This window comes from Cylindrospermum stagnale PCC 7417 (genome assembly GCF_000317535.1).
Taxonomy (GTDB): domain Bacteria; phylum Cyanobacteriota; class Cyanobacteriia; order Cyanobacteriales; family Nostocaceae; genus Cylindrospermum; species Cylindrospermum stagnale.
This window is the reverse complement of record NC_019757.1, coordinates 6,285,610-6,309,254: the sequence shown is the minus strand read 5'-3', so window position 1 is coordinate 6,309,254 and position 23,645 is coordinate 6,285,610. Positions and strand designations below refer to the sequence as shown.

Annotated in this window: 20 protein-coding genes and 2 pseudogenes; 10 read left to right on the top strand and 12 right to left on the bottom strand. The window is 41.6% G+C overall.

The window, feature by feature from the left end; all coding sequences use genetic code 11:
- Positions 1-105: 105 nt before the first annotated feature.
- The 3 genes from CYLST_RS26680 to CYLST_RS26670 all read left to right on the top strand — a co-directional run bounded on the left by CYLST_RS26680 (position 106) and on the right by CYLST_RS26670 (position 3,569).
- Complete coding sequence (locus CYLST_RS26680; RefSeq protein WP_015210846.1) at positions 106-2,274, top strand: peptidase domain-containing ABC transporter; 2,169 nt, start codon at positions 106-108, stop codon at positions 2,272-2,274.
- 29 nt (positions 2,275-2,303) lie between these two features.
- The gene (locus tag CYLST_RS26675) at positions 2,304-2,633 is read left to right on the top strand and encodes a hypothetical protein (RefSeq protein WP_015210845.1); all 330 of its coding nucleotides are present in this window, start codon (positions 2,304-2,306) and stop codon (positions 2,631-2,633) included.
- 732 nt (positions 2,634-3,365) lie between these two features.
- Entirely contained in the window at positions 3,366-3,569 is a 204-nt protein-coding gene (locus tag CYLST_RS26670) for a hypothetical protein (protein WP_015210844.1), read from the top strand.
- A 241-nt stretch (positions 3,570-3,810) separates the two neighbouring features.
- Here the strand turns inward: CYLST_RS26670 and CYLST_RS26665 are convergent, their stop codons facing one another.
- Positions 3,811-4,725 carry an alpha/beta fold hydrolase gene (locus CYLST_RS26665; RefSeq protein WP_015210843.1) on the bottom strand — a complete coding sequence of 305 codons (915 nt, stop codon included), beginning with the start codon at positions 4,723-4,725 and terminating at the stop codon, positions 3,811-3,813.
- Positions 4,726-5,017: 292 nt separating this feature from the next.
- Here CYLST_RS26665 and CYLST_RS26660 point away from each other — a divergent pair, with 292 nt between their 5' ends.
- The 4 genes from CYLST_RS26660 to CYLST_RS26645 all read left to right on the top strand — a co-directional run bounded on the left by CYLST_RS26660 (position 5,018) and on the right by CYLST_RS26645 (position 8,458).
- The gene (locus tag CYLST_RS26660; RefSeq protein ID WP_015210842.1) at positions 5,018-5,572 is read left to right on the top strand and encodes a thioredoxin family protein; all 555 of its coding nucleotides are present in this window, start codon (positions 5,018-5,020) and stop codon (positions 5,570-5,572) included.
- A gap of 70 nt (positions 5,573-5,642) precedes the next feature.
- On the top strand, positions 5,643-6,371 hold the full coding sequence (pyrH, locus tag CYLST_RS26655; protein ID WP_015210841.1) for a UMP kinase: 729 nt from the start codon (positions 5,643-5,645) through the stop codon (positions 6,369-6,371).
- The gene (frr, locus tag CYLST_RS26650; RefSeq protein ID WP_015210840.1) at positions 6,358-6,906 is read left to right on the top strand and encodes a ribosome recycling factor; all 549 of its coding nucleotides are present in this window, start codon (positions 6,358-6,360) and stop codon (positions 6,904-6,906) included. The genes pyrH and frr overlap by 14 nt, the downstream gene beginning before the upstream one ends.
- A 433-nt stretch (positions 6,907-7,339) precedes the next feature.
- Entirely contained in the window at positions 7,340-8,458 is a 1,119-nt protein-coding gene (locus CYLST_RS26645; protein ID WP_015210839.1) for a geranylgeranyl reductase family protein, read from the top strand.
- Between the two features lie 193 nt (positions 8,459-8,651).
- On the opposite strand, the gene CYLST_RS26640 is transcribed toward CYLST_RS26645, so the two are convergent.
- Entirely contained in the window at positions 8,652-11,675 is a 3,024-nt protein-coding gene (locus CYLST_RS26640; RefSeq protein ID WP_015207665.1) for a Tn3 family transposase, read from the bottom strand.
- 153 nt (positions 11,676-11,828) lie between these two features.
- On the opposite strand from CYLST_RS26640, the gene CYLST_RS26635 reads away from it, so the two are divergent.
- Both CYLST_RS26635 and CYLST_RS26630 read left to right on the top strand, forming a co-directional pair.
- Positions 11,829-12,449: a tyrosine-type recombinase/integrase gene (locus CYLST_RS26635; protein ID WP_015210838.1), complete on the top strand. Its 621-nt coding sequence runs from the start codon at positions 11,829-11,831 to the stop codon at positions 12,447-12,449.
- Between the two features lie 90 nt (positions 12,450-12,539).
- Positions 12,540-12,764 (top strand): hypothetical protein, encoded by a 225-nt coding sequence (locus CYLST_RS26630; RefSeq protein WP_015210837.1) that lies wholly within the window; start codon positions 12,540-12,542, stop codon positions 12,762-12,764.
- Between the two features lie 407 nt (positions 12,765-13,171).
- Here the strand turns inward: CYLST_RS26630 and CYLST_RS36875 are convergent.
- The 10 genes and pseudogenes from CYLST_RS36875 to CYLST_RS26585 all read right to left on the bottom strand — a co-directional run.
- Positions 13,172-13,264, bottom strand: a pseudogene (locus CYLST_RS36875) (IS1/IS1595 family N-terminal zinc-binding domain-containing protein); the annotation flags it as partial.
- 18 nt (positions 13,265-13,282) lie between these two features.
- Positions 13,283-13,618 (bottom strand): DUF1257 domain-containing protein, encoded by a 336-nt coding sequence (locus tag CYLST_RS26625; protein WP_041233935.1) that lies wholly within the window; start codon positions 13,616-13,618, stop codon positions 13,283-13,285.
- Between the two features lie 996 nt (positions 13,619-14,614).
- Positions 14,615-15,235, bottom strand: a complete 621-nt coding sequence (locus CYLST_RS26620; protein WP_015210835.1) for a hypothetical protein — start codon at positions 15,233-15,235, stop codon at positions 14,615-14,617.
- Between the two features lie 26 nt (positions 15,236-15,261).
- Positions 15,262-15,672, bottom strand: coding sequence for a VWA domain-containing protein (locus CYLST_RS26615; protein ID WP_051056159.1), 411 nt, complete (start codon positions 15,670-15,672; stop codon positions 15,262-15,264).
- 15 nt (positions 15,673-15,687) lie between these two features.
- The gene (locus CYLST_RS26610; RefSeq protein WP_015210834.1) at positions 15,688-16,845 is read right to left on the bottom strand and encodes an RNA-guided endonuclease InsQ/TnpB family protein; all 1,158 of its coding nucleotides are present in this window, start codon (positions 16,843-16,845) and stop codon (positions 15,688-15,690) included.
- Complete coding sequence (locus CYLST_RS26605; protein ID WP_015210833.1) at positions 16,820-17,467, bottom strand: IS607 family transposase; 648 nt, start codon at positions 17,465-17,467, stop codon at positions 16,820-16,822. The genes CYLST_RS26610 and CYLST_RS26605 overlap by 26 nt, the downstream gene beginning before the upstream one ends.
- An 89-nt stretch (positions 17,468-17,556) precedes the next feature.
- Positions 17,557-17,823 (bottom strand): annotated as a pseudogene (locus CYLST_RS26600) (AAA family ATPase); the annotation flags it as partial.
- A complete protein-coding gene (locus CYLST_RS26595) occupies positions 17,820-18,827 on the bottom strand; it encodes a hypothetical protein (RefSeq protein ID WP_015210832.1) in 1,008 nt (335 codons plus the stop codon). The gene CYLST_RS26595 and the pseudogene CYLST_RS26600, both read right to left, overlap by 4 nt.
- A gap of 94 nt (positions 18,828-18,921) precedes the next feature.
- Complete coding sequence (locus tag CYLST_RS26590) at positions 18,922-19,779, bottom strand: CHAT domain-containing protein (RefSeq protein ID WP_015210831.1); 858 nt, start codon at positions 19,777-19,779, stop codon at positions 18,922-18,924.
- 923 nt (positions 19,780-20,702) lie between these two features.
- The gene (locus tag CYLST_RS26585; protein ID WP_041233933.1) at positions 20,703-21,143 is read right to left on the bottom strand and encodes an AbrB family transcriptional regulator; all 441 of its coding nucleotides are present in this window, start codon (positions 21,141-21,143) and stop codon (positions 20,703-20,705) included.
- A 1,471-nt stretch (positions 21,144-22,614) separates the two neighbouring features.
- Between CYLST_RS26585 and CYLST_RS26580 the strand changes: the two genes are divergently transcribed.
- Positions 22,615-23,613 (top strand): succinate dehydrogenase/fumarate reductase iron-sulfur subunit, encoded by a 999-nt coding sequence (locus CYLST_RS26580; RefSeq protein WP_015210829.1) that lies wholly within the window; start codon positions 22,615-22,617, stop codon positions 23,611-23,613.
- Positions 23,614-23,645: the final 32 nt, after the last annotated feature.

The window sequence follows — 23,645 nt, the reverse complement described above, 5'->3', positions numbered from 1 at the left end:
AAATCATCAATTGCTTTTTTAGGATTTTGGATTAAGCAGAGTAACTAAATTTAAAATCCTAAATTTACTGAATTTGTGTACCAACTTTGAAAGGCTTGGGTGACTATGTTTAATCTACTCAAACCCAATAAAAATTATCAGTGTGTTTTACAGTTAAGTGAGGAAGACTGTGGAGCAGCTTGTCTAGTCTCGATTTGCAAGCATTACGGACGCTTTTTAAGCATGACTAAAAGCCGAGATGCAGTAGGTACTGGACAGCTAGGCACAACGTTGCTGGGTTTAAAACGTGGCTCTGAGAGTCTTGGGTTTAATGCCAGGGCAGTTAAAGCCTCACCTGCGATCGCCGATCGCATCCGAGAAATCCAGTTACCAGCGATTATTCATTGGCAGGGCTACCATTGGGTCGTTCTCTACGACCAGCGGGGCAAAAAGTACGTGATTGCCGATCCGGCTGTCGGCATCCGTTATGTCAGCAAAGAAGAGTTAACAGCAGCTTGGAGTGGAGTAATGCTCTTACTAGAGCCAGATCCCACTCGCTTTTCTGAACAGCCCCAAGAAGAATCAAAAGGTGGTTTAGGACGCTTTTTGAAGCGCATCTTGCCTTACCGGGGGCTACTCACTCAAGTTTTGATAATCAATACTGTTTTGGGTCTACTCGGTCTCGGTAGCCCCGTTCTCATCCAACTGCTTACAGATGATGTCCTCGTACGCGGAGATACCCAGCTACTCACCGTTGTCGTCACAGCCGTTGTCGTGATGAGCTTATTTAGTAGTAGCCTACAAGCAGTACAAGCAACGATGATTGCTCACTTTGGTCAACGACTGCAATTAGGGCTGGTCTTAGAGTTTGGACGCAAAATTCTTCAGCTACCCTTGGCCTACTACGAAGCCCGTCGTAGTGGTGAAATCACTAGCCGACTGCGAGATATCAATGAAATCAATCAATTGGTATCACAGATTGTAATTCTGTTACCCAGCCAGTTTTTTATAGCGATAATTTCTTTCGGCTTGATGCTCTTTTACAGCTGGCAACTGACACTAGCAGTTCTGTTCGTCGCCGGCTTAATGACTTTATCCAGCTTGCCTTTCTTGCCCATTCTCCAACAAAAAACCCGCCAACTCTTGGTATTGGGGGCAGAAAATCAAGGTGTGTTGGTGGAAACTTTTAAAGGCGCACAGGTAATCAAAACTACAAATGCCGCTCCTCAATTCTGGGATGAATTCCAAAGTCGCTTTGGGCGTGTTGCCAATCTAGCTTTTGGCACCGTCCAAATCGGCATTATTAATGGTACTGTTTCTAGACTCTTCTCTACCATCGGTAGCGTCCTTTTACTTGGGCTAGGGAGCATGCTGGTGATTCGAGGGCAATTAAGCATTGGTCAAATGCTGGCTTTTAATGCCCTACAGGTAAATGTTCTGGGTTTAATTAACTTGTTAGTTGGCTTTGTGGATGAATACTTTCGTTCCCAAACCGCAATTTCTCGCTTACTGGAAGTGATTGATGCTACACCGGAAGTGGTGGGAGGAAGTCAAAGACCAGTGGCACAAATCTCTGGAGATGCAGATATTCGTTGTTCCAATCTCCAATTTCATCACCCCGGCAGAGTTGATTTATTAGAGGATTTTTCTCTCAAACTCCCTGGGGGAAAGGTGATTGCTTTGATTGGTAAGTCAGGCTGTGGCAAAAGTACTTTGGCTAAAGTGATAGCCGGCTTGTATCAGCCGAACTCTGGCAATATCCGCATTGGCTTTTATAACATCCAAGACCTTTCCCTTGATTGCCTGCGGCAACAGGTGGTTTATGTTCCCCAAGAACCTCATTTCTGGAGTCGCTCGATTTTGGAAAATTTCCGCTTAGGATCGCCTTACATTTCTTTTGAGCAAATTGTCAAAGCTTGCGAAATCGCTGATGCCGATGAGTTTATCAGTCAACTTCCTAATAAGTATCAAACTGTTTTAGGGGAATTTGGGGCAAATCTCTCTGGTGGACAAAGACAACGATTAGCGATCGCTAGAGGTATCCTCACCGATCCACCTGTACTAATTTTAGATGAAGCCACCGCTGGACTTGATCCGGTCAGCGAATCTGAAGTTTTAAATCGCCTCTTGGAGGAGCGAAAAGATAAAACCACGATTTTGATCACTCATCGTCCCAGCGTAGTCAATCGCGCTGATTGGATCGTGCTCATAGATAAAGGTCAGATCAAATTACAAGGCACTATGGAGACTTTTCTCTCTCAACCAGGTGAACATTTAAAGTTTTTAGCTTTGTGATAATTTTACTTATTTAAGGAGGTGATGCTATGGCTAAAAATTCCATTTTCGCTAATTTTGAATTTTTCAGAAATCTGTCTGAAGAAGAACAAGAAGGCTTGGTCGCTGGACAAGATAGTAATATTCTCGGTAATAGTAATTTTTTCTTTCAAAATACTAATATCGAAACTGGGGCAGATAGCAACTTAAACTTAGGAGGAGGTGAAACAGGCTCACAAAGTAGTAACTATAAGTTTTCCCAAGTTACTATCGGGTCTTCTATCACATTGGTTTCGCCAAATATTAGTTCCAATGGCAATAATTTGAGTAATTTAATTAGTAATCTAGTAAGTAGACTATTTTCTTCATCCCCAAAATAGCAATTATACCGGAATAGGGAAAATTACTTCTCAGGAAATATATAATAAACCCAGTGGCTTCCTTCTGGCGCAGTAAATCAACTCAATTAAATGTAAGATGTTTCTCCTTTTAGTAGAGAGACTTTGATGCCCCTTTCTCAATCTGCTTATCGGCGGGCTAAAACCAACGGAAAAGGGGCTATGACTGAGATATGTTTGATGTTTTTTAAGATTGACTACTCATCATGTAAAAAAAAGCATTCGCTACTAATTTAGGATTACTATATTCATAGTGTAAATCTGACAATTTTTACTAAAAATTTCGCCAATATTCTTTTGCTAGACAAAATTTAATCCAAGACCAAGAATTTTATGGTATTGTTGCGGAAAATAATAACTAATTTTTAGCAATCTCGCAGAACTCCCCACTCTCAACTCTTAGTAGGGTGGGGATGGACAGGTGGAAATTGAGAAAACTCGGCTGAAAATATTGCGGCTGCCAACAATAACAAATTCGGCGAAATAAATTTGAGCCATTCTCAATTTTTATGATAATTTGGGAATTTTATCTGATTAGTGAAAGGTTTATATTCGGAAAAAATTGCCTATTTTAAAATAGGTTGAACTTACGCCAAAAGGTATAATTTTAGTTTTCTCTTTGTGTCTTTAGGATAATTTTATATCTAGAGATAATTTATATAAATAAAAGCAGAGGTGTGTAGCACCTATGTACTTAAGAGTTACTGAATCATTATGTCAGCTCAAATAATCAACTCTGAATTAGTTGCAGATTTATCCACAGAGGAACAACAGCTGATAGCTGGTGGGAGAAAAAGCAGATGCACTTACCCCACTGGCAGAAAAACTGCTGGTTCTAACAAAATTGGTGGTGTTGCCAACACTGGTAATATCGGTGGATCTGTGGTCAACGTCTTTGTCTTGCCCAACTTGGTGTAGTCCCTTTTCATTTTGATGCCTGTAAGTGGCTGTGTAAAGTGGACTCGTTGAACTAAGAATCCCCGCACCTTTAGGTCGGGGAGTGTCAATAATTAGCCTAATAGCCCACCCAGAAATCAAAGAAAAACTTTGTTTGGGGGTTGTTAGATGGGAATTATGTCTCAATTTTCGCTTTCGTCTTATACTGGCGATCGCCTCCTCCGGGGCGTAATCGCGAACGCGCAAAGCTTGTGCTTTGCACTCAGCGCTGCTGCAAGAGTGCAGATCGCTCCCAAATCCAATCTTGTAAAATCGGATTAACTAACTCAGGCGCTTCATCTTGGGGACAATGCCCTACTCCTTCTAAAGGGATAAACTTCTGCACTTGGGGATAATTCGCTAACTCTCTACCTAACTCAATTGGTTCCCAAGGGTCAGCTGTTCCCCATAAAATAATCGCCGGACAGGGTAACACTGGTAAAAGGTCTTCTGGTAAGGGCCCGGTGGAATAAGAGGTAAACGCCAGAAACACAGCGACGGCACCAGGATCGCTTGCTGGTGCGGTGAGAATATCTACCAACTCGTCGGTGACTGTCTCCGCATTCGCATAAGCTTGCAGCAGAATTTTCCGCACTGTTTTCGGTTTAGCAACTTGATTGAAAAAGAACTCACCAATCGGTTTAATAGATAATAAGCGTTGGAGAAAGGGCGCTCCAAAACGACGAGACCAGGGTAAAGTTACTCGTTTGCGATCGTGCAACAGCCTGAGGGAACAATTAAGCAAGGCAACTCCTAAGGCAATATCTGGGTTGCTTACTGATGCTTGCATAACCACAATACAGCCAATAGAATTTCCCACTAAAAAAGCTGGTTCACCGACAACTTCCCGACAAAAGTCTGCTAGTTGCTGTCCCCAAGTTTCCAGTGTGTAGGCAATTTTTTCACCCGGTTGAGGTTTAGCTGAAGCGCCAAAGCCAAGCAAATCAATCGCATAAACGCGGCAATTTTCTGCTAGCACTGGTATATTTTTCCGCCAATGCCACCATGATGCACCAAAGCCATGTACCAGCACTACAGCTGGGCCATTAGTTCCTTGGATTTGATAGCAAATGGGGAAACCTTGCCAATTCCAGGTTTTTGTGGCAGTAACTCTTGTGTTGGAAGTAGAGGAAGTCATAGGAATTTTAAAGAAAACAAAGCTTTGAATATAAGGCTGTGACTTAAGCGGTAGACTATGGTCATCGCTATTTTTATTGTGAGCAAATTCTTGAACTATTTAAAATAAAAATTTTTAGCCTTGGGAGACTTACATCATACTGCAAGCGGTTGATGTAGGTAGTTCACGGTGGTAAAATTGGTCTATAAAATAAATTGGGTATCAAGCATCGGCTAAAGGGTAGTTTGCAATTGGAAACTGACGCTGATTCTGACAATTTTTTTTTGTTCCTAGTTCTTTCGGGCGAAAGAGGATGACTCTACTGGAAACAATTAATACTCCTGTTGGGAGTTACGCACCAGATTTTGAATTGCCAGGAACTGACAATCAAGTACACCATCTCGGACGTTATCTCAAGACGTTCCGCTCAGTCTGCGTCATTTCCATGTGCAACCACTGTCCTTATGTTGAGCTTTATCTAGATAGGCTAAAAAGCATTCAAGCTGAATTTGCCCCTGGTGGCTTCACACTGATTGGGTTGAATGGCAGTGATGTTAATCATGAATCTGGGTCAAATTTTGACAATATGAAGGCTTTTGCCCAGCGTTATGAGTTGAACTTCCCCTATCTGTGGGACTCAACCCAAGATGTAACCCACAGCTTTGGTGCGATTACAACACCAACAGCTTTTTTAATAGATAGTGATGGAATTTTGCGCTATAAAGGACAGATCGACGATCATCCCCAAGAGCAATCGGCGACAGGAGCGGATTATTTAAGAGATGCGATCGCCTCTTTGTTTACTCTTCAAGCAATACAGTTGCCGGAAACGGAACAAGTAGGGACTGCATTAGTGTGGCGCAAGTAGACACAGATGGTCACTGTACTGCTATCTTAAATTGGAGGCAATTGCAACTTTTTTGATAAAGCGAAACTTCATGGGAACGAATTACCGACGGGTTTTACTCAAACTGAGCGGTGAAGCCTTAATGGGCAATATGGGCTATGGCATTGATCCAGAAGTGGTCAAAGGAATAGCCCAAGAAGTAGGAGAGGTGGTAGCCACTGGCGTTCAGCTCGCCATCGTCGTTGGCGGCGGTAATATTTTTCGGGGCGTCAAAGCGGCGTCAGCGGGGATGGACAGGGCAACCGCTGACTACATAGGGATGATTGCCACGGTAATGAATGCCATGACGCTGCAAGATTCGCTGGAACGCACAGGGGTACAGACGCGGGTACAAACTGCGATCGCTATGCAAGAATTAGCTGAACCGTATATTCGTCGTCGTGCCATCCGTCATCTTGAAAAAGGGCGGGTGGTAATTTTCGGCGCTGGCTCAGGAAATCCTTTCTTTACTACTGACACCACTGCTGCTTTGAGGGCCGCAGAAATTGATGCCGAAGTGATTTTTAAAGCCACCAAGGTTGACGGCATCTACGATGCTGACCCTCATGTTTATCCTGACGCCAAACGTTTCACTAGCCTCACCTACGCGCACGTTTTAGCCAAAGATTTGCGAGTAATGGATAGTACCGCGATCGCCTTATGTAAAGAAAATAATATTCCCATTCTTGTATTTGACTTAACGGTGCGAGGTAACATCCACCGAGCAGTCATGGGAGAATCTATTGGCACCCTTGTGGGAGGTTCTTGTGAAATTAGCTGAAGCTGAGAATACGATGCAAAAAACCGTTGAGGCTACTCAACGAGCTTTTAATACAATTCGCACTGGTCGCGCCAATGCGAGTTTATTAGATAAGGTACAGGTGGAATATTACGGTACACCTACATCCCTGAAATCATTAGCAAACATTAGCACACCGGATGCTTCGACAATCCTAATTCAGCCCTACGATCGCAGCAGCTTGAATATAGTTGAAAAGGCGATTTCTTTATCAGATGTGGGTTTAACCCCCAGCAACGACGGCTCCGTAATTCGGTTGAACATTCCGCCCTTAACCAGCGATCGCCGTAAAGAATTAGCCAAACTTGCTGCCAAATATGCCGAAGAAGGTCGAGTAGGCATTCGCAATATTCGCCGCGATGCCATAGACTCCATTCGCAAACAGGAAAAAAACGCCGAAATCTCGGAAGATGAAGCACGGGATCAACAAGACAAACTGCAAAAATTGACAGACAAGTACACTGCCAAAGTCAACGAATTGCTGGCAGAAAAAGAGAAAGACATCTCAACTGTATAAACTCTGTCCTACGAAAGATGAAGGCTGAAGAATTTAGACATATTCTTCAGCCTTTATCCTTTCAGAGCATCTTCACTCTAAAATCATAAAAATTTGTAACCGATGTAACTACTAAATTGTGTGGTAGTAGCCGTTAGGCAAAATAGATCAGAGAACTGGAATCTAGCAAGACATTGAAATTACCAAAACTTATCGGCAAACTTAGAACAAAATAGCCTAATCGTAGAGTATTATTAAACATGAATTAATCAAAGCAGCGGTTTTATAAACAAATATTTACTAAAAAAGAAATATTGAACTAAGTAAAACCAAATGCTATAAAATTTTCGGCACACAATCTCAAAATTCAGTTAAATTCCGGTCAGACAAACTCTCCGTAGAATACAGAGATATTCAGAAAAATCAACTAATTCAGGAGCAAAAATTCAGCCATATGTACGACTGCATCATCGTCGGCGCTGGCCCAGCAGGTGGCACAGCAGCATATCATTTAGCCAAGCAGGGTCGCTCAGTATTAGTTTTAGAAAAAGAATCCCTGCCAAGATATAAGCCTTGTGGCGGCGGTGTATCACCAGTTATCGCCCAATGGTTTGACTTTGACTTTAGCCCCGCCATTTCTGTGAAAGTAGACTCTCTACGCTTCACCTGGAAATTAGGCGACCCTGTAGAAGCGAAAATCGACATTAAAGAACCCGTCTGGATGGTACGGCGAGATGTTTTTGACCACTTTCTCGTTGAGCAAGCCCAGAAGCAAGGGGCTGAACTGCAAGATAATACAGCAGTCACAGGCATTGAGTTTAAAGGCGACTATTGGCAAGTCAACACAGCCAACGGACCAATTACAGGACGTTACTTAATCGCTGCTGACGGTGCTAAAGGTTCAATGGCAAAATGGCTAGGCTTCAAAGACCGCAAACGGCGCATAGCAGGAGCTTTGGAAGCAGAAGTAGAGGCTAATGTGGAGAAAAAAACCACGGCTCACTTTGAGTTTGGACTGCTCAAGAATGGCTACATCTGGAATTTTCCCAAAGCTGATGGCTATTCTATCGGCGTTGGTACCTTCATTGGCGGCGAACCCCAAGACTTTAAAAAGATTTTGGATGAATACGCTCAATCATTCAATGTCGATGTTAAAACTAGCAAACAGTATGGTCATCCCCTGTGCTTATGGGATGGTAATCAAAAGCTACATACCCAAAACGCGGTATTAGCTGGGGAAGCTGCTTGTGTGGTTGACCCTTTTACAGCAGAAGGCATCCGCCCCTCTATTTTTAGCGGTATGCTAGCAGCGGGAGCTATTAATGAAGCTCTTTCTGGTGATATCCAAGCTTTAGAAAAATACAGCGACGCCATTAATGAACAATGGGGTTCCGATATGGCTTGGGCGCAAAAATTAGCAGGAGCATTTTATCGCTTCCCCGGCATTGGTTACAAAGTCGGTGTCAAGCGTCCCTCTGGTGCCCAAATCATGGGTAAAATTTTGTGTGGTGAATTGCGATATGGCGACGTTGCCGGTCGTGCCTTAAAGCGTTTAATCCCAGGTTTTGGTTGATCCCAGGTTTTGGTGGTTAATTGCATAGCGTAGATTCCCGAATTATCTGATAATTCGGGAATCTTGTTATCATCAAGCTAAAGTCAACAAGGGGTATTGCAACGATTCATGAAAAATTCCGCCATATCGCATGAAACGCTTGCCCAGAGAGAGTTTTAGCGATACCATAACTCTTTCCTCACTTATGCCTATCTCAAGAATTATCTACATCCATGGGAATTAGAGACAGATCATAATCAACATCTGGGGGTTTGCGATTTAAATCCAGGCTATAGCGTCCAAATCGGTTGATATGTTTAGTCAGATATGGACTTAACGCCCCCATAATCTCCTCATCAATGGCATACCCTTCAGCAATTAATTCCTGCAAAATCCTCGTCATTTCAAAGACATTATAGAAAATTAAGCAATTTGAAACCAAATGGTTATACTTAATCATCTTGCGTTGTTCATCTCGATTATTACTAGGAATTAAACCTGATCCACCGAAACTGACCCATTTGGTAAAACCATTAAAAGATTCACTCTTATTTAATGCAGCTTGGATGGTAAGGCGTAACTTTTCATCAGATAAATATGACAACAAAAATCCTGTGCGAATCACTAGCCCTAGCTCAGAGAATGACTGATAGAGTCGATTATGTCTGCTATAAGTTCCTAACTTACGTAAAATGGTTGAGGCGGTAAATTTTCCCGCTTTAATTGAAAGAACAACCCGTAACATATCTGGCAAATGAGTCTCAATCAAATCCCAATCGACTACATCAGAAAAGAGACCATCAATATGGTGGTAACGAGACTCCTTAGTAGGACGATACAACTTTAAATCATGCCAGTTGCGAATGCGAGGCATTAAATTGATTCCCAACAAATAAGCCAACCCAAATACAGGCGCACTTTGACCTTGAGTATCAGCATGAATAACGTCAGGTTGAATTTCTGATTGATTATTTAACAAACCATCAAGAATATAAACGGCTTCCCATACACCACAAGGAATAAAATGACTAAATAAGGCAATATAAGTATCAGAAACATGATAATAACCAATGCCTCCATAACCACCATACCTAATGTGGTATTCTGCTAAAAGATTCTGCTCATAAATATCCCACTTTGTCCCATCGGCTGAAGCTCGTTTTCCAGTTCCCCAAAATTTAGGCAGAGAAAACCGATTATAAGCGTTAATAATTGAAGTAATCGCTTTATCTAAGGTTTCTTCAGTAATATGACGCTGATTAACCCAAGCCACTTGTCGATGGTCAAACGCTCCTAAAGAACGGGCTGTTTGAGAAGCTCCTAAATGACAACCATAACAAAAAGTGGTAGTTAGATAACGAGCAATTGGATGGTCGATTTTAGCTTCATATCCTGAAATTGGGTGAAAGAAACGAGTCCAGTTTAACCAGAGTTCTGTATCGGTGAGAATATCCAGTATGTTAACTGGGTGCAGCCGTTCTCTGATGAGAGACTCAATCAATTTTACTTTTTCCTGGTTAACCTTCTTGTTAGTTTTTTGAATAATTGGTTTGCCATCTTCTAGGCGAACAAACTCATTTTTAGGAAAAGATTTATCTGTCTGGGATGCTACCTGAGAAAGCCACTCTTTTAAATGAACAACAAAGGCTTTTCCTTCAACAGGTAAATTGACTAATTCTCCATAGTTAGCAACTGTCGCCTTATAATCAGACCAAGAAATCTGCTGTTTTCGGTAATCAGCAAAGGCATCACTTCCTTCTACATATAAATCTCCTGATTTCAGTTCCCACATCACCTGTGAAAAAACACAAACCTCAAAATGCTTACGATTAATTCGTGTGGGGTAAGAATGACGGTTTTTCTGGTTGGTGATTAATTGCCACCACTTCGTAGGTATCCAATCTAAGTTGAGTAAATTCCTGGTTTTTTCTTCAGCAGTACCTGGGTTTTCAACTATGATTGTTTTTAACCAATCTTTGCGGCTTCCTTGATGCTTACTCAAAAATTCAATTGCTTCTTCTAAGGAAGTATCTTGGGTAGTTGACTGGAGTTTTACCCATCTGAGAATCTGAAAGAGAGTAGAACGATGACTTTTATAAAATCGCCACAGAAAAGGATAATAATTATTGCCTGCATAGGCAATATGAGCTTCACAATCTTCTAGAAGCTGTTCGGGAGATTCGCCAATAACTGTTTCTATAGCAGTGAATTTTTGGGAGATTTGACCTTCACTGGAGTAAGCAATTACCACATCTCTTAAGGTCGTAATTAATCTGTCACTTCTGGCTTGGTGTTCTTGACGATAACGCGTTAATGCCTCCTGTCCATAGAAATGAATCTTGAGCATTCTTTTAATGAACATCTCCGCAATATCATCCAGTGTTCTTGCGGCTTGAATGGCAATTAAAGTTAATGTCAATGTATAACGTTTATTAAGTTCTAGCTCTTTCATGCGTGCCGCATCTAAGGTCATAGCTTCGGCTGCAAAATATTTAACCTTGCTATCAGGAATATCTGTTAATAGTTTCTGAGCTGGATTAATTTCATCTATCCATTTCAACCGCTCGACTAATGCTTTTAAATTCTTGAGTATGGGTTTACCAGCGTCTTGTTTGAGTTCATACCAAGGAGTTTTGAGATTGAGAATACTCGTCTCCAATAACCCATCTAGCATGACCTTAGTTTCTAGATTTAAACCATCTGCTACTTGTCGATAAAAGATTTGAGAAATAGTTGCTCTAACTCTTCTAGCTGCACGAACTAAAGTTGTGAAAATAGGTAATTCATACTGGTGATGAACTAATTCTTCAATCGCTACATTGATTAAGTCAGCTAGGTCATTTTTGGTTTGTGCTGCTTGTGCCATTGATTTGACGATAATTCGCCTTGCACCGACACCATAGGGGATGATTTTGAGATAATCCCGAATTAGAGTTAAATGTCGCCAGCGTGTTCCTGATCTATCATAATTCTCCAACTTTTGGGGAATAAAGTTGATTTTAACTGCCTCAACAATGTGCTTAATAATTGCATCAGGCACATTTTTGACTAAAACAAAGTATCCCAATCGCTGAAAAGTTTTTAACAGCACTAAAAAACCTAATTTGGCAACTTTACCTTTGGTATGTTGGCTGGCAAACTGAAGTTCAAGGTCAGTTGGGGTATAAATTTCTAAGAGTTCTTTGGAACTAATCTGGTTTTTCAGTCGGGGATAGGCAGTTTCAGCAAGACTTGGCACGGACGTTAAAATTCTCTATGATTAAGGGGTAGTGCGAATTTAAGTTTAAAAGATACAAGCCTCTCGTTTGAGGTAATTTATAACTTTGCCTAGTTCGTCTCTTTTTAGGCAATGTATGCTGGAGATAGCAACTAAGACATGAGGATTTGGCCCATGTCTACCCACACTACTCAACTTCCATTTTCGGCAAAGTCAACTAACTACTCGACTCCACCAGCTAAACGCCCATCTACACGCCAACGAGAATATTTGCGACCGAAAGAAGTTGATGCCATGATCTGTGCGGCTCGTTCTATCGGTCGGCACTCTGTGCGGGATGCAGCGATGATTTTACTCATGTTCCGGCATGGACTTCGTACTGCTGAGTTAGTTGCGCTCAAGTGGTCACAAGTAGATTTGTCAGAGGGTTATATCGACATTCGTCGTCTCAAACATGGGCATGATACTGTTCATCCGTTACGCGCTCCAGAATTAAGAGCCTTGCGTCAATTGCAACGCGATTATCCTGATACTCCCTATGTTTTTGTGTCTGAGCGTAAAGCTCCACTATCAACTAGAGCCGTTCGTCACATTATCGCACGCGCTGGCGAGCGCGCTGGAATCACTGAACCAGTTCATCCCCATCAATTGCGCCATGCTTGTGGCTACTATTTAGCAGCCCAGGGTCATGATACCAGAGCAATTCAAGATTACTTGGGACACAAGAATATTCACCACACCGTGCGTTACACGCAAATGTCTCCCCAGAGATTTGAATCTTTTTGGACGGACTGAATATATCTACAATCCTTTGTGTGTAACCATTTCACTCAATATGGCGGAATTTTTTACGAATCGTTGCAATACCCCAACAACAGTTAAAAGATGAGCAATTCCTCTCAAACATCATCCTTTCAGCAAGTGATTGAGGCTGTGGAAGCAATGGCTTTAGAGGATCGAGAAATTCTGCTGGACATTCTTCAAAAGCGCCTGTATGCCTCACGACGCTCTCAATTAGCAGGAGAAGTTGCTGAAGTCCGTCAAGATTATGCTGAAGGTAAGGTTAAATTTGGTTCGGTTGATGATTTTTTAGCGGCTTTAGATGATTGATGAAACTTGCTTGGAGTCCTCTATTTCTTCGTGCTTTTAAACGTTTAGTTCGGAGAAATCCTCAATTACGCATTTTGATTGAACAAACGTTACGGCAGTTAGCAGAAGATCTATCTTAGCCTACTTTACGAACTCATAAACTAAAAGGCGATTTGGCTGATATTTGGTCATGCTCAATCGATTATAATTACCGTATTCTTTTCGAGTTTTTCCAGAATCCAGAGGATGAGGAAACCGCGATTTTATTACTAAATCTAGGAACTCACGACGAAGTTTATTAGTTGTAAGTTAATTGTAGAATGTGTTAGCGCGAAGCCTGTAACGCACCGTTATATTTGTGAAAAATGGCTTTTTTATTTTTTATATAAGGATTAGGTGCTTTAGCAAAGCGTAACGCAATCTACTTGTTAAGATTCTAAAAATTGTGTGTTACAGTTTCTACAAATATAGTTTTGTTTACCAAATTGGTAACCATATTTATGAGTTTTATGTGAACAACATCGAGGACATTGTAAATTTCAAGAACGTCTCTTTATTTCTAATAAACTTTTATTCATAGCATACTTCTGATTAATAGCGTTAATTAGTTCCATCTGGTTATGCTTTTGAGCAATACCCCACAAATCACCTATCAAATCAAATGAACCATCAGAATTTTTCGACCAACCCATGTCATATTCACCTTCTAAAACAGCAACAACATCAGCTTTAACTCGCTGACCATTCCATCCACGAACATCAGCCTCAGTTTTAACCGCAATTCCTAGATCACGCAAGGATGTTTTAAGAATTTCAATATCAGTTATCTTAGTACGTAAAGTACTAAAGTGACCAGGCTGCCTTGGTTCTGTAATATCTTGCCAATGTTCTATACCGACAGATTCACAGATAGATATGAAATTCTCCTGACGAATAGGTAACCCCCGCCAAAATCTTGTTAAAGTAGATTTTGAAACAAGGGCTTTTTCTAACCAAAATAACTCATATTTATTCCACCCTCTAGTTGTTCTAGCACTATCAACCCTTGCTAATCCCCAGTCAGAAGCTTTAAGTGTGCTAGTTTTATATTTGTCAAGATTAAATTTTTCTAAAATCTGCTGAGATATAGTTTCATCGAGTATCTGTTTAGGAATAGATAGTTGTACGCCACTAATTTGTAATTCTGACCCTTTTTCACCTAGCAATTGCGTAATTTCTTCTATTGCACTTTCCTGCTTCCCACGAACAAAACTTGCTATTACACGCGCATAAACCAATAATGGCTCAAACCCGGCTAAAGGTTCGGCAAAAGTTTCAATCACAGAAGCCATGCGAACCCATTCGGCTTTTTCTTCCAACTTCAAACCTGCCAAAACAGAAGCTAATTCTCGCGCTGCTTCACTTGGTTTTGTATATGCTAAAGCTGTCCACCTTTGCACTTGAGCAAAATTTCTAATATCAGGATCATGACTCTCTATTTGCTGCTGAATACTATTAAGCAAAAAATCAGATAATTCATGAATTCGCTTTTCGCCAAATCGGGGATTTTCTTTTAATTGTTTCAACAGCGCATTTCGCACTGCTGTATCCATTTCATAGAGTTCATGTCCCACTTCGTCACAAAGACTAGAAAGCAATAAATCCGCCACGGCTAACCAGGGTATTTTCAAATCTGCGCCATGAATATCGCGCTGAAAATTCGCCCACAAGCGGTAAAGCAAATCTGGGGTAAGTGCTAAAGGAAAAGCAGCTTGATAAGCAAAATATAGGTGTGTTTCACCAAAGCGTTGCTCAAAAGCTTCTATCCGACGAGTGGCGACTTCTGGTTTCATTTCTTCTACCGAATTAGCATATATTTATTTCTCTCTGCCTTAAACTAAGTTTTTAGATAACAACCTCTGAAATGGCTGTAATAAGATTCCTAATATTTTATCGACTGCATTAATGTAGTATTCAATTGAGTCTATAGATAAAGTATTTTTTTCTAAAGTCAAAAACCTCCAAGCTGTGCCACTGGTGACTACTCCATAAATTACGGTAATTTCATTTCCGGCTCTTTGATTAAATATCTGAGCAGCAATCATCGTGGCGGCACATTGTCCTAAGCCGGCGATGATGTTCTCATTTTTTGCTTCGATAATTGTCACCACGGGAACGCTAATAAAGTACTGTTCACTATTCGCGCTGATAATAAAGTCACAAAAACCTGAAAGTCCTTGAGCCGGGTTAACATTAAATTCTGTACCAGAAAAAAGGCTGATTCGATAATTTAACTGCCGCCTCACTTCAGATAAAACGGGAGCAATGATGAATTCAGAACGGGCTTTTTCGCTGTTGATAGCAGTCGCCAAAGTGAGATTTTCATCTAGTAGCCGTTTCAGCAGGTCGGAAGGCTGCACCACTGCTATATCTGGAAATAAATTGCGGGTTTCTTCCAAATTTAAGCTAAATGCATCTCTGACTTTAGCAAGTGTGAATTCACTGTATGCCATCGGCTGTTTCCTTGCCTAACTACCCTCTATTTTAATTGTGTAATGTTTCCCCCTCCGCGTAAAATAGCGATCGCATTATCCAATCCCTGACGGCTAATTTCAAACATCGGCACTAAACGGGCAATTTCTCCCGCAGTCGTACCATCCCAGCGTTCTGTTGACATTGGATTTAGCCATGCTATATGACGCACACGCTGTTTCAATTTGTCAATAAATTTTACAGTTGATTCCCAGCGTTCCCCACTAAACCCCCCCCTAGCGGCTCCCCCATCACTAAAAATCAACACAGCAGAACGTTCTGGACGCAATTGCATGAGAAAATCTGCCACAGCTTCAGCTTTTTGGCGTGTGGGGTCACGGTAAAGATAGCGAGTGGGACAATTGTGAAAATAGTAAATATCAGCTTTTCCCAAACGTGCAACTTTTAAGCTAATCAAAACGCCTAAACGTGATTAACTATAGCTTCCCGTCAATTCGGAGGAATCCGACAGCACAATAGAATCATGCGTCACGGTGAAGGCAGTTGCCTGCAAAGCACGTAACAAAATATTACGTGCGCCATTCACATCACGAGATATGATTGTTCCGCAATGTGGGCATTTCAAGGTTTTTGAGCCACCTAATTTATGGTGAATATGACCGCAGTTACCGCAAGTTTTAGATGTGTAAGATTCATTGCAAAGTACAACTAATACACCTTTTTTTAATGCCGCTTGCTTGAGATGTTGTTCAAAACGGTGATGAGAAAGGGTTAGCATCTGACGTACTGACTTGCTGTTAATCTTGCGTTTCTTCCCCCTTTGATTTTTGAGCACCATCTGGCTAGAATCAAAAGTGGGAAGGAAGATTATCTTGTAAGAATTAACTAACAAGTTGGTAGCCTTATTATGCAAATCTTTAATTAAATTCTGAATTCTGTCTCTAACACGGTTGGCCGCCATCCGCATCTTTCGGCGAAGACAGGCTTTAACTTGAGCGGCACGGCTGATCAATCTGTCAAGGTGCTGACACAATCTTTGTATGCGTCCGATATCTCCCTTGCCAATCTCTAAGACGTTTTCGCCATCAAATCCAGTTAAGAAAGTGCGATTTCCTGGGTCAAGGGCAATTACTCGTTCACTGCCAGTAGTAAGAACTTCTGCGACACAGGGAAAACAGCCAAACCATTTACCACGACGGTATATAAGCTCTGTGCCATAAAAACATTCATCCGGTACAGCTTGATTAATTGTGGTAAATTTCAAGCCTTTGGTCTTCTGGCAATACCACGTACCATTTCGGAAATTACCCACTTTAAATTGGATTGTTTGACTTGTGCTTTTGACCGATTTAAATTTGGCTGACCCGCCATCTTTTTTGGCTCTATTAAAGGCATCATAAGCTTCAAAGCAAGCTTCTTGTCGTTGATGACCGGGGATACTTTTCACCCAGTCGGGAATATTCTCTAACCGCTGTAACATCTTATCTAATGCTTCAGCCGATACCCTTTCAACTCCATGAAAACAGCGAAGCAAGCTAATAGTTTCGTTGTAATAATAACGATATTGAGCTAACCAGCCCTTCCAAACTTTGTGCAATTCTTTGCTAGGATATAGCCTGATTTTCTGCACACTGTTCGGTTGCGGCTTTGTCGATTTCGACCTTGAGTGACGGGTTTTCTTTTTGTAACTCTTCTTTGACTTGCTGGGAGTATTTTCTAAGTCCGTCAAGCCTTGAACTGAAACAGTGGATGATCGACAACATATCTTGTACGAGTTCTTGCTCTGGACTGAGCTTGCGGTCATTGAGAACCACGAGTTCGCACTCAAATTTTTCGCATAGCCACTTAACCAATTCAATCCCAAACCTAACAAGTCGGTCGGGGTGGGCAACCACAAGACGTTGGATATCGCCGTCGATGATTCGTTCCAAAATTGAGAGGAATTTTTTCCTTCTAAAATTGAGTCCGCTTCCAGTTTCTGAAATGATTTCCGCCTCTGGGTATCCTTGGCGTAAATGCTCAAGCTGTCGTTGCAAATCGTCTTGTTGGGAATGAGTCGAAACCCTTCCGTAGCAAACAGTTCTAATTGTTCTGGGGATACCTGCTGCTTTTTCGATTTCTTCGAGGATAAACCTTCTTTGACCTCCTGGTGTCCGGATTGCTTTGAGCTTTCCTTCATTTTCCCATCTTCGCAAACTCGAGACGTGGACACCAAGGAGTTTAGCCGCTTCCTTGGGAGTGACATGTTGCATTAAAACCTACTTAATTCGACTATGAATAGTCTAACGCGTGTTAAGTAGATTTGAGCGACATCAGCAAAAATATTTTAACTAATTACTTGTCCATCCCGCGCCCGACTGGTTGATTTGATGTACCAAGCTTCATAGGGTAAACCTAACTCATAAGCTACAGCACGAGCTAATTTTGTTTTGCCACACCCAGGTTCTCCCTTTAATAGTAAGGGGCGTTCGAGTGCGATCGCTAAATTCACCGCTTCTACCAACTTATCACTAGGCAAATAAGGATACAAAAGTTGCCCTGTCTGCGGATCTTGTTCTCCAGGCTTGGGTTGTATCTTGCCTGTGTATTTAAGCCGCTTTCCGTTTATAGCTTTTGCCACCTATGCCTCCATTCTTGCCCATCACAATTACACAAATCATAAATATGCCCAAACACAAGTTCAGGAACGCCTTCACTCATCAGCATAATTTCCTGAACGTTAGAGCTAATTTCTTTAGTTACCCTGGTTGGTAGTGATTCAACTTCATATCTGAACCAATTAGTCAAGATATCACTAGATAAACACTTAATCATGGGCAAACTTATGGGAATATGCGGTTCCCAAGCTGAGTCAAACTCCTGTGCAAAGGTGATATTCCAGGTACTGACACAACCTTCGCAGTCTATTAAAAACATCAGCAGTAAGCGATCGCTCTTTTGGTCAATAGACTTACGTACTAAGCTTGTTAATGGTAACCAAAAGTTATGTAAAAGCTCGTTAAGATAAGCTTCAGTTACATGATCTACCTGATGAAGAACCAATATTACGTGTTCGGTTCTTAACTTTTGAATAACTCCTTGAAGAACGCGTTCAATTTCTTCCTCAGTGATTATACTTGCACGGGAGTTTAATCTTGCCCCAACTTTATCACCCAATTCTCGCCATAAAGCACTAATATCATGTCGCCGTGATTTGCGAGACAAGTGAAATTCTAGTGTGATCGTCTCCATCTCCGGCACTCGCCCTAACAGACGGTTCAATAGCCAGATTTGCCCATGTTCTTCTGATTCTCCATGAACTAGAAAAACTCCAATTCGCTGTTCTTGTTCAATAAATTCTTTAAATAAAAGTGTTTGTTTCTCGTAGTCTAGGCGTAACAGGGCATTGTTGAGACGTTCAATCTTATCTGCATTCTCATATTTATCAATTTGCTTGACAATAAGCTCACGTTCTGATTCAGCTTCTTCTATCTCTTTCTTTAGCTGAAACTGTACTGCAGCGCCAGCCTCTCGGTGATATTTTTCCTTTAAGTGAGATATTTTCTCACTGAGAACTTTGTACTCTTGCTGTGATTCTTTGAGTTTTTGCTGAAAGTGCCGAACTGAAAACATACGTGAGTTTCTTTGTTAAGTAATTAGGCACGAATAAACCTAACCATATAACTAAATATAACACTGGCAAAGTCAACGAAAATTGTAATTTTTATTACAGGCTGTTTTCTAACTGCTCGATTTTTTGAGTTACTTTCTTTCTTTCGGCTTCAACTTCTTCAATTTCTTTTTGGAGTTGAAACTTAATAGCAGCACCTGCTTGTGTGACTAATTCCCGTTGCAGGTAATTCAGCTTGTCTGTTAACATCTCATATTGTTGCTGGAGTCCTTCGAGTTCCTGTGAAATTCGCCGTCGTTGTCCAGTACTCAGATTAGTTGTAGGGGAATTTGGCGGAGAAATTATTGGTTCACCAGGAGCATTGGCAGCTATCTGCTGTACCTCTGGTTTGATGTACAGAACTGGAGTCAAATGGGCTGGAATGCCTTGCAGTCTGATTTCTACGCAACCGAACTGGAAAGCTTTATCTATGGTCTTTCCAGCACCCAAGGCTTTGTAAAAACCAACTGCAAATGCGATCGCCGCTTGATCTTTAATTGCTTGATTCATCCCAATGACAAAGGGAATATGTTCTGCAATGGCTTTTGCTTGGGCTTCTGAATAGCAAGCATTCAAAACTACACCGTTAATTTGATCAGCTACCAGTTCAAATAGTGCCCCTAGGGCTTCGGGTTGTACCGGTTGGTAATTTCCTAGTAAGTCTTCAAAGCAAAGCTCCCCGGCACTTGTTCCATGTCCAGAGAAATGCACAATCTGCGGCTCAACATCAAATATGGCTTGGCTGATATCTCCCGGACGTACAGACTCACGGGACTCGATCACAAATCTATCTCGCTCTTTAGCTAGTTGTAGCCGCTCCCGAATATCGCGCAACTCTTGCCCCAAGCGTAATCGCGCAACATCACTGGGGTCGGCTGCGAGAAACAGAATCTTGATTTGACCATTACTGTTCATTTAGACGATTAACGACAGTGTTTATTTTTTGAATATTTTCGTTTTCACATAGGTCTCACCGTACCAAAGGCACGGTGCAACCATTCTGAAAGGATGGTTGGGCAACAGCACCCGCAGAGAGCGATCGCTAATATCCCTACTCATGGCAACCAGCATCCTACCCAAGCAATGAAAAATGCCATCACCACGACCTCTAGCATTTCATCTTCCTGAAATGCCAGTAAGGTATTGGCTGATGGCTCTAAAAATGCTACCAAAACCGACAAAAAAACACTACAGATTATAAGCAGAAATAAATTTCTTGCTTATTAATCAAGAGTCTAGTGACGTACTCCACACACTCCCCTTCTCTGCGAGACGCTGTTCGCGTTTGGGTGAGTGTGGGCATCTGGGGGACTCTTCTTTGAAGACATTGACTGAGCTTTAAGACCGTGCGCCCCACGGTTCTTTGGTTGATTCAAACAATTAGCTTTTATTATGATAGGCTGCTTTTCAGCATTTAATTGGATTACACCTATCAGTCAAATTATATCACTTGGTGAGAAGAATTAAGATTTGTACCCTTCGGGAAGCAAGCTACGTTTGGGACTTGTTCTCCTTCCTCGCCTGCGGCATTGGTCGGAGAACTGTCGTCAACTCACTCGTATTCATCTCATCACCTCCCTATCGGGTAGGTGAGAGGCTTCTACTTTTTAAGCTAAAATTGACAACTTGTGCCAGAGACGCCATAAGCTACGCTCACAACAAATAGTGAAAGTCTCTTTGCTTGTACTCATGAACGAAGCAATTAGGACTTTCACCGTAGGTCGAATCTTATTTTTTTGCCGTGACCCAAATTTCCAGCTACAGTTGTTAGTTGGCTGTAGAAATAGGGACAAGTTATCAAGCATTCGCCTCAAACTTACCCCTATCACTAGAAGATTTTACTCTTCATCTTCTAATTCTTCTTCGTCAACATCGTCTGAGTCTAAATCTGGCGCGGTTAATTTTTTATCACTTTCACCAAGTTGAATCAGGTGAATATGCTTGTAACCCAACCTAATTTCAAACTCATCACCAGCCTTTAAGCCCATTGCTTTGGTGTAGGTAGCACCAATCACAATCTGACCGTTTTGATGGACACTAACCCGATATGTCGGTTCGCGACCACGTCCATCTTTCGGTGCTTCTGGACTGAGGGGAATTCCTCTAGCCGACAGCAAGGCATCATAAAAATCGGTGAGATTGACGCGAACCTGGTTATTTTTAGTAACGGTGTAATAGCCGCACTGTTTGGCTCTTTCTCTTCTTGGTAAAGTGGAAAGTTCTTTTACTTTAGCCAGCAGTGTTTTTCCGGTTAACGGCGCGGTTGCAGTTTCTGTCATTACGCTCAAAATTTCCTTAATCTCTCCAAACTGATAAACTATGTCGTCTCGTGCCAGTGTTTGGCTTTTTAGCATCTGCACAGAGCGACTGAGAACCCTAGGGTAAGGGGTTAATTCCTGCTGATAGGCAGCCCAAACACCTCTATTATGGTTATCCACAACAGATTAGATGTCATGGTCGCCACAAACATTAATTTCGGTGATTTTACGGCACTTTTAACCATCATTCGCCATCGGAAATTATTTTTTTTCTCTTTTGGCGCTACTGTAGCGGTGTAACTTTAAGCCACCTTTACAAATTGGGTTGGTTCTACTACAAATAAGTCGTAGCAGCCCAGTAATAGCAGGTTTTTCACTTTCAGTGCTTGCCTTTATTGCCTTTGAGTTGTCGGGTTGTCCCTACTCATCCTCTCAAGCTTAGGACAGCATAGTATTTGAATCTGGACTTACGGACATATCACCCTTTTGTCCTGCCTGTAGAGACGTGAATTTTCTGATCTCTACATTACGAAGAAACAAAGCGGTAGCAGCCGCGCTTATACGGCTATTGATACTGGTTTTGTTTCTTCGTAATTTTATATTAAATACTAGCATGGACTAATAATAGCAAAATATTTGTTTAAATTTGAATTAAAGTCTTTGGTAAACTTTTATCTAAATTCCTGGACTAGGTTGGGGAAAAAGCGATGTGGATTTTTCTCATGCTCTATTGCCTAGAGAGTATTGGCGCACAAATTTTATAAAAATTCATCTAATTTCGACTCTTCAGTTTTGATCAATGAGTTAAATCCCAGATTTTCTTGATTGAGAGCAGACAAAAAGCGAAAACTCTCGCGCGTCCGGGTTTCCCGGTGCGTGAACTTTTCAAGACAGCAGTGTAGATTTTCCTCACTGTTTATGACAATCAGGCAACAAACTCTCAACTTATTCTGCACGTCTGTCTAGGGGAAGAATAAATTTACCACATTTGCCTGGTGCTTAATTGCCGCCACTAGATGATCTTCATCCGCTTTAACACGAATATATAACCAAAAAATTTCCTCTTTGCTGGCGCTTGAGGGATTTTTTAGCCAGGACTTGACTCAAGTTGACATCAAGATGTATCCATAACTTAACGTGTATTTTATTTGCTTATTTTCCCTATGCAGGGAATGAACGCAAGCAAGTCTCTCTGGAGGATGCAACGCCTCTTCCCTAGCAGGACAAACAGATCCCATTAAATCCATAGCCTTGATTACTTTATTTGCTGTTGGGCGTAGAGTTGGAGACAAATGTCGCTGGCGGCGCTTCTACAACTAAAATTTTAATGGTTATCCTTAAACTAGAATCAGTAGCTCTTTGCTCATCAGCCTATTAACTAGCTGAAGTTGAATAAAGAGCAACAAGGGTATAGCTCATTTTTCGCAACCACCTGTCTGTACTCTTGATTTCTGAGGCAGGTGGAGTAATTTCAAGATTTTGGTTGGTGGCAATGGAAGTTCTTTTTAAAGTCATTCGGCAGCAACAAAATTCTTCCCCTGTTGTGCAAACTTACCTCTTGGAGACAGAACCAGGCAATACAATCCTGGACTGTCTCAATCGGATTAAGTGGGAGCAAGATGGGACTTTGGCATTTCGCAAAAATTGTCGCAATACCATTTGTGGCAGCTGTACTATGCGAATAAATGGGCGTTCGGCTTTAGCTTGTAAGGAAAATGTTGGCAGCGAACTTGCCAGATTACAGCAAATCCCATCGCCAAAATCTCAGGACACAGCTATTCCAGAAATTACGGTGGCTCCTTTAGGGAATATGCCTGTAATTAAGGATTTGGTTGTGGATATGAGTAGTTTTTGGAATAATCTGGAGGCAGTTGCTCCTTATGTGAGTACAGCAGCGCGAAAAGTACCAGAAAGGGAGTTTTTGCAAACACCACAAGAGCGATCGCTTCTTGATCAAACTGGTAACTGTATTATGTGCGGTGCTTGCTACTCTGAGTGCAATGCGAGGGAAGTTGATTCCAACTTTGTTGGCCCCCATGCTCTCGCTAAAGCCTACCGGATGGTGGCAGATTCCCGCGATAGCGATACTGAAAATCGTTTAGAAAGCTATAACGAAGGTACTCAAGGTGTTTGGGGTTGCACCCGTTGTCTTTACTGCGACTCAGTCTGTCCAATGGAAGTGGCTCCACTAGAGCAAATCACCAAAATTAAACAAGAAATTCTTGATCGCAAACAAGCCAGCGACAGTCGCTCAATTCGTCACCGCAAAGTATTGATCGAGTTAGTAAAAGAAGGTGGCTGGATTGATGAACGTCAATTTGGTGTGCAAGTTGTCGGTAACTACTTTCGCGATCTTAAAGGATTACTCAGTCTTGCACCTCTAGGCTTGCGGATGATAGTCCGGGGTAAATTCCCTCTTTCATTTGAACCTTCAGAGGGAACTGAACAAGTGCGATCGCTGATTGAATCTGTGCAACAAGCTGAGTCTTAAGCGCTGAGTAAGAAGTGAGAATTTCTCCCCCT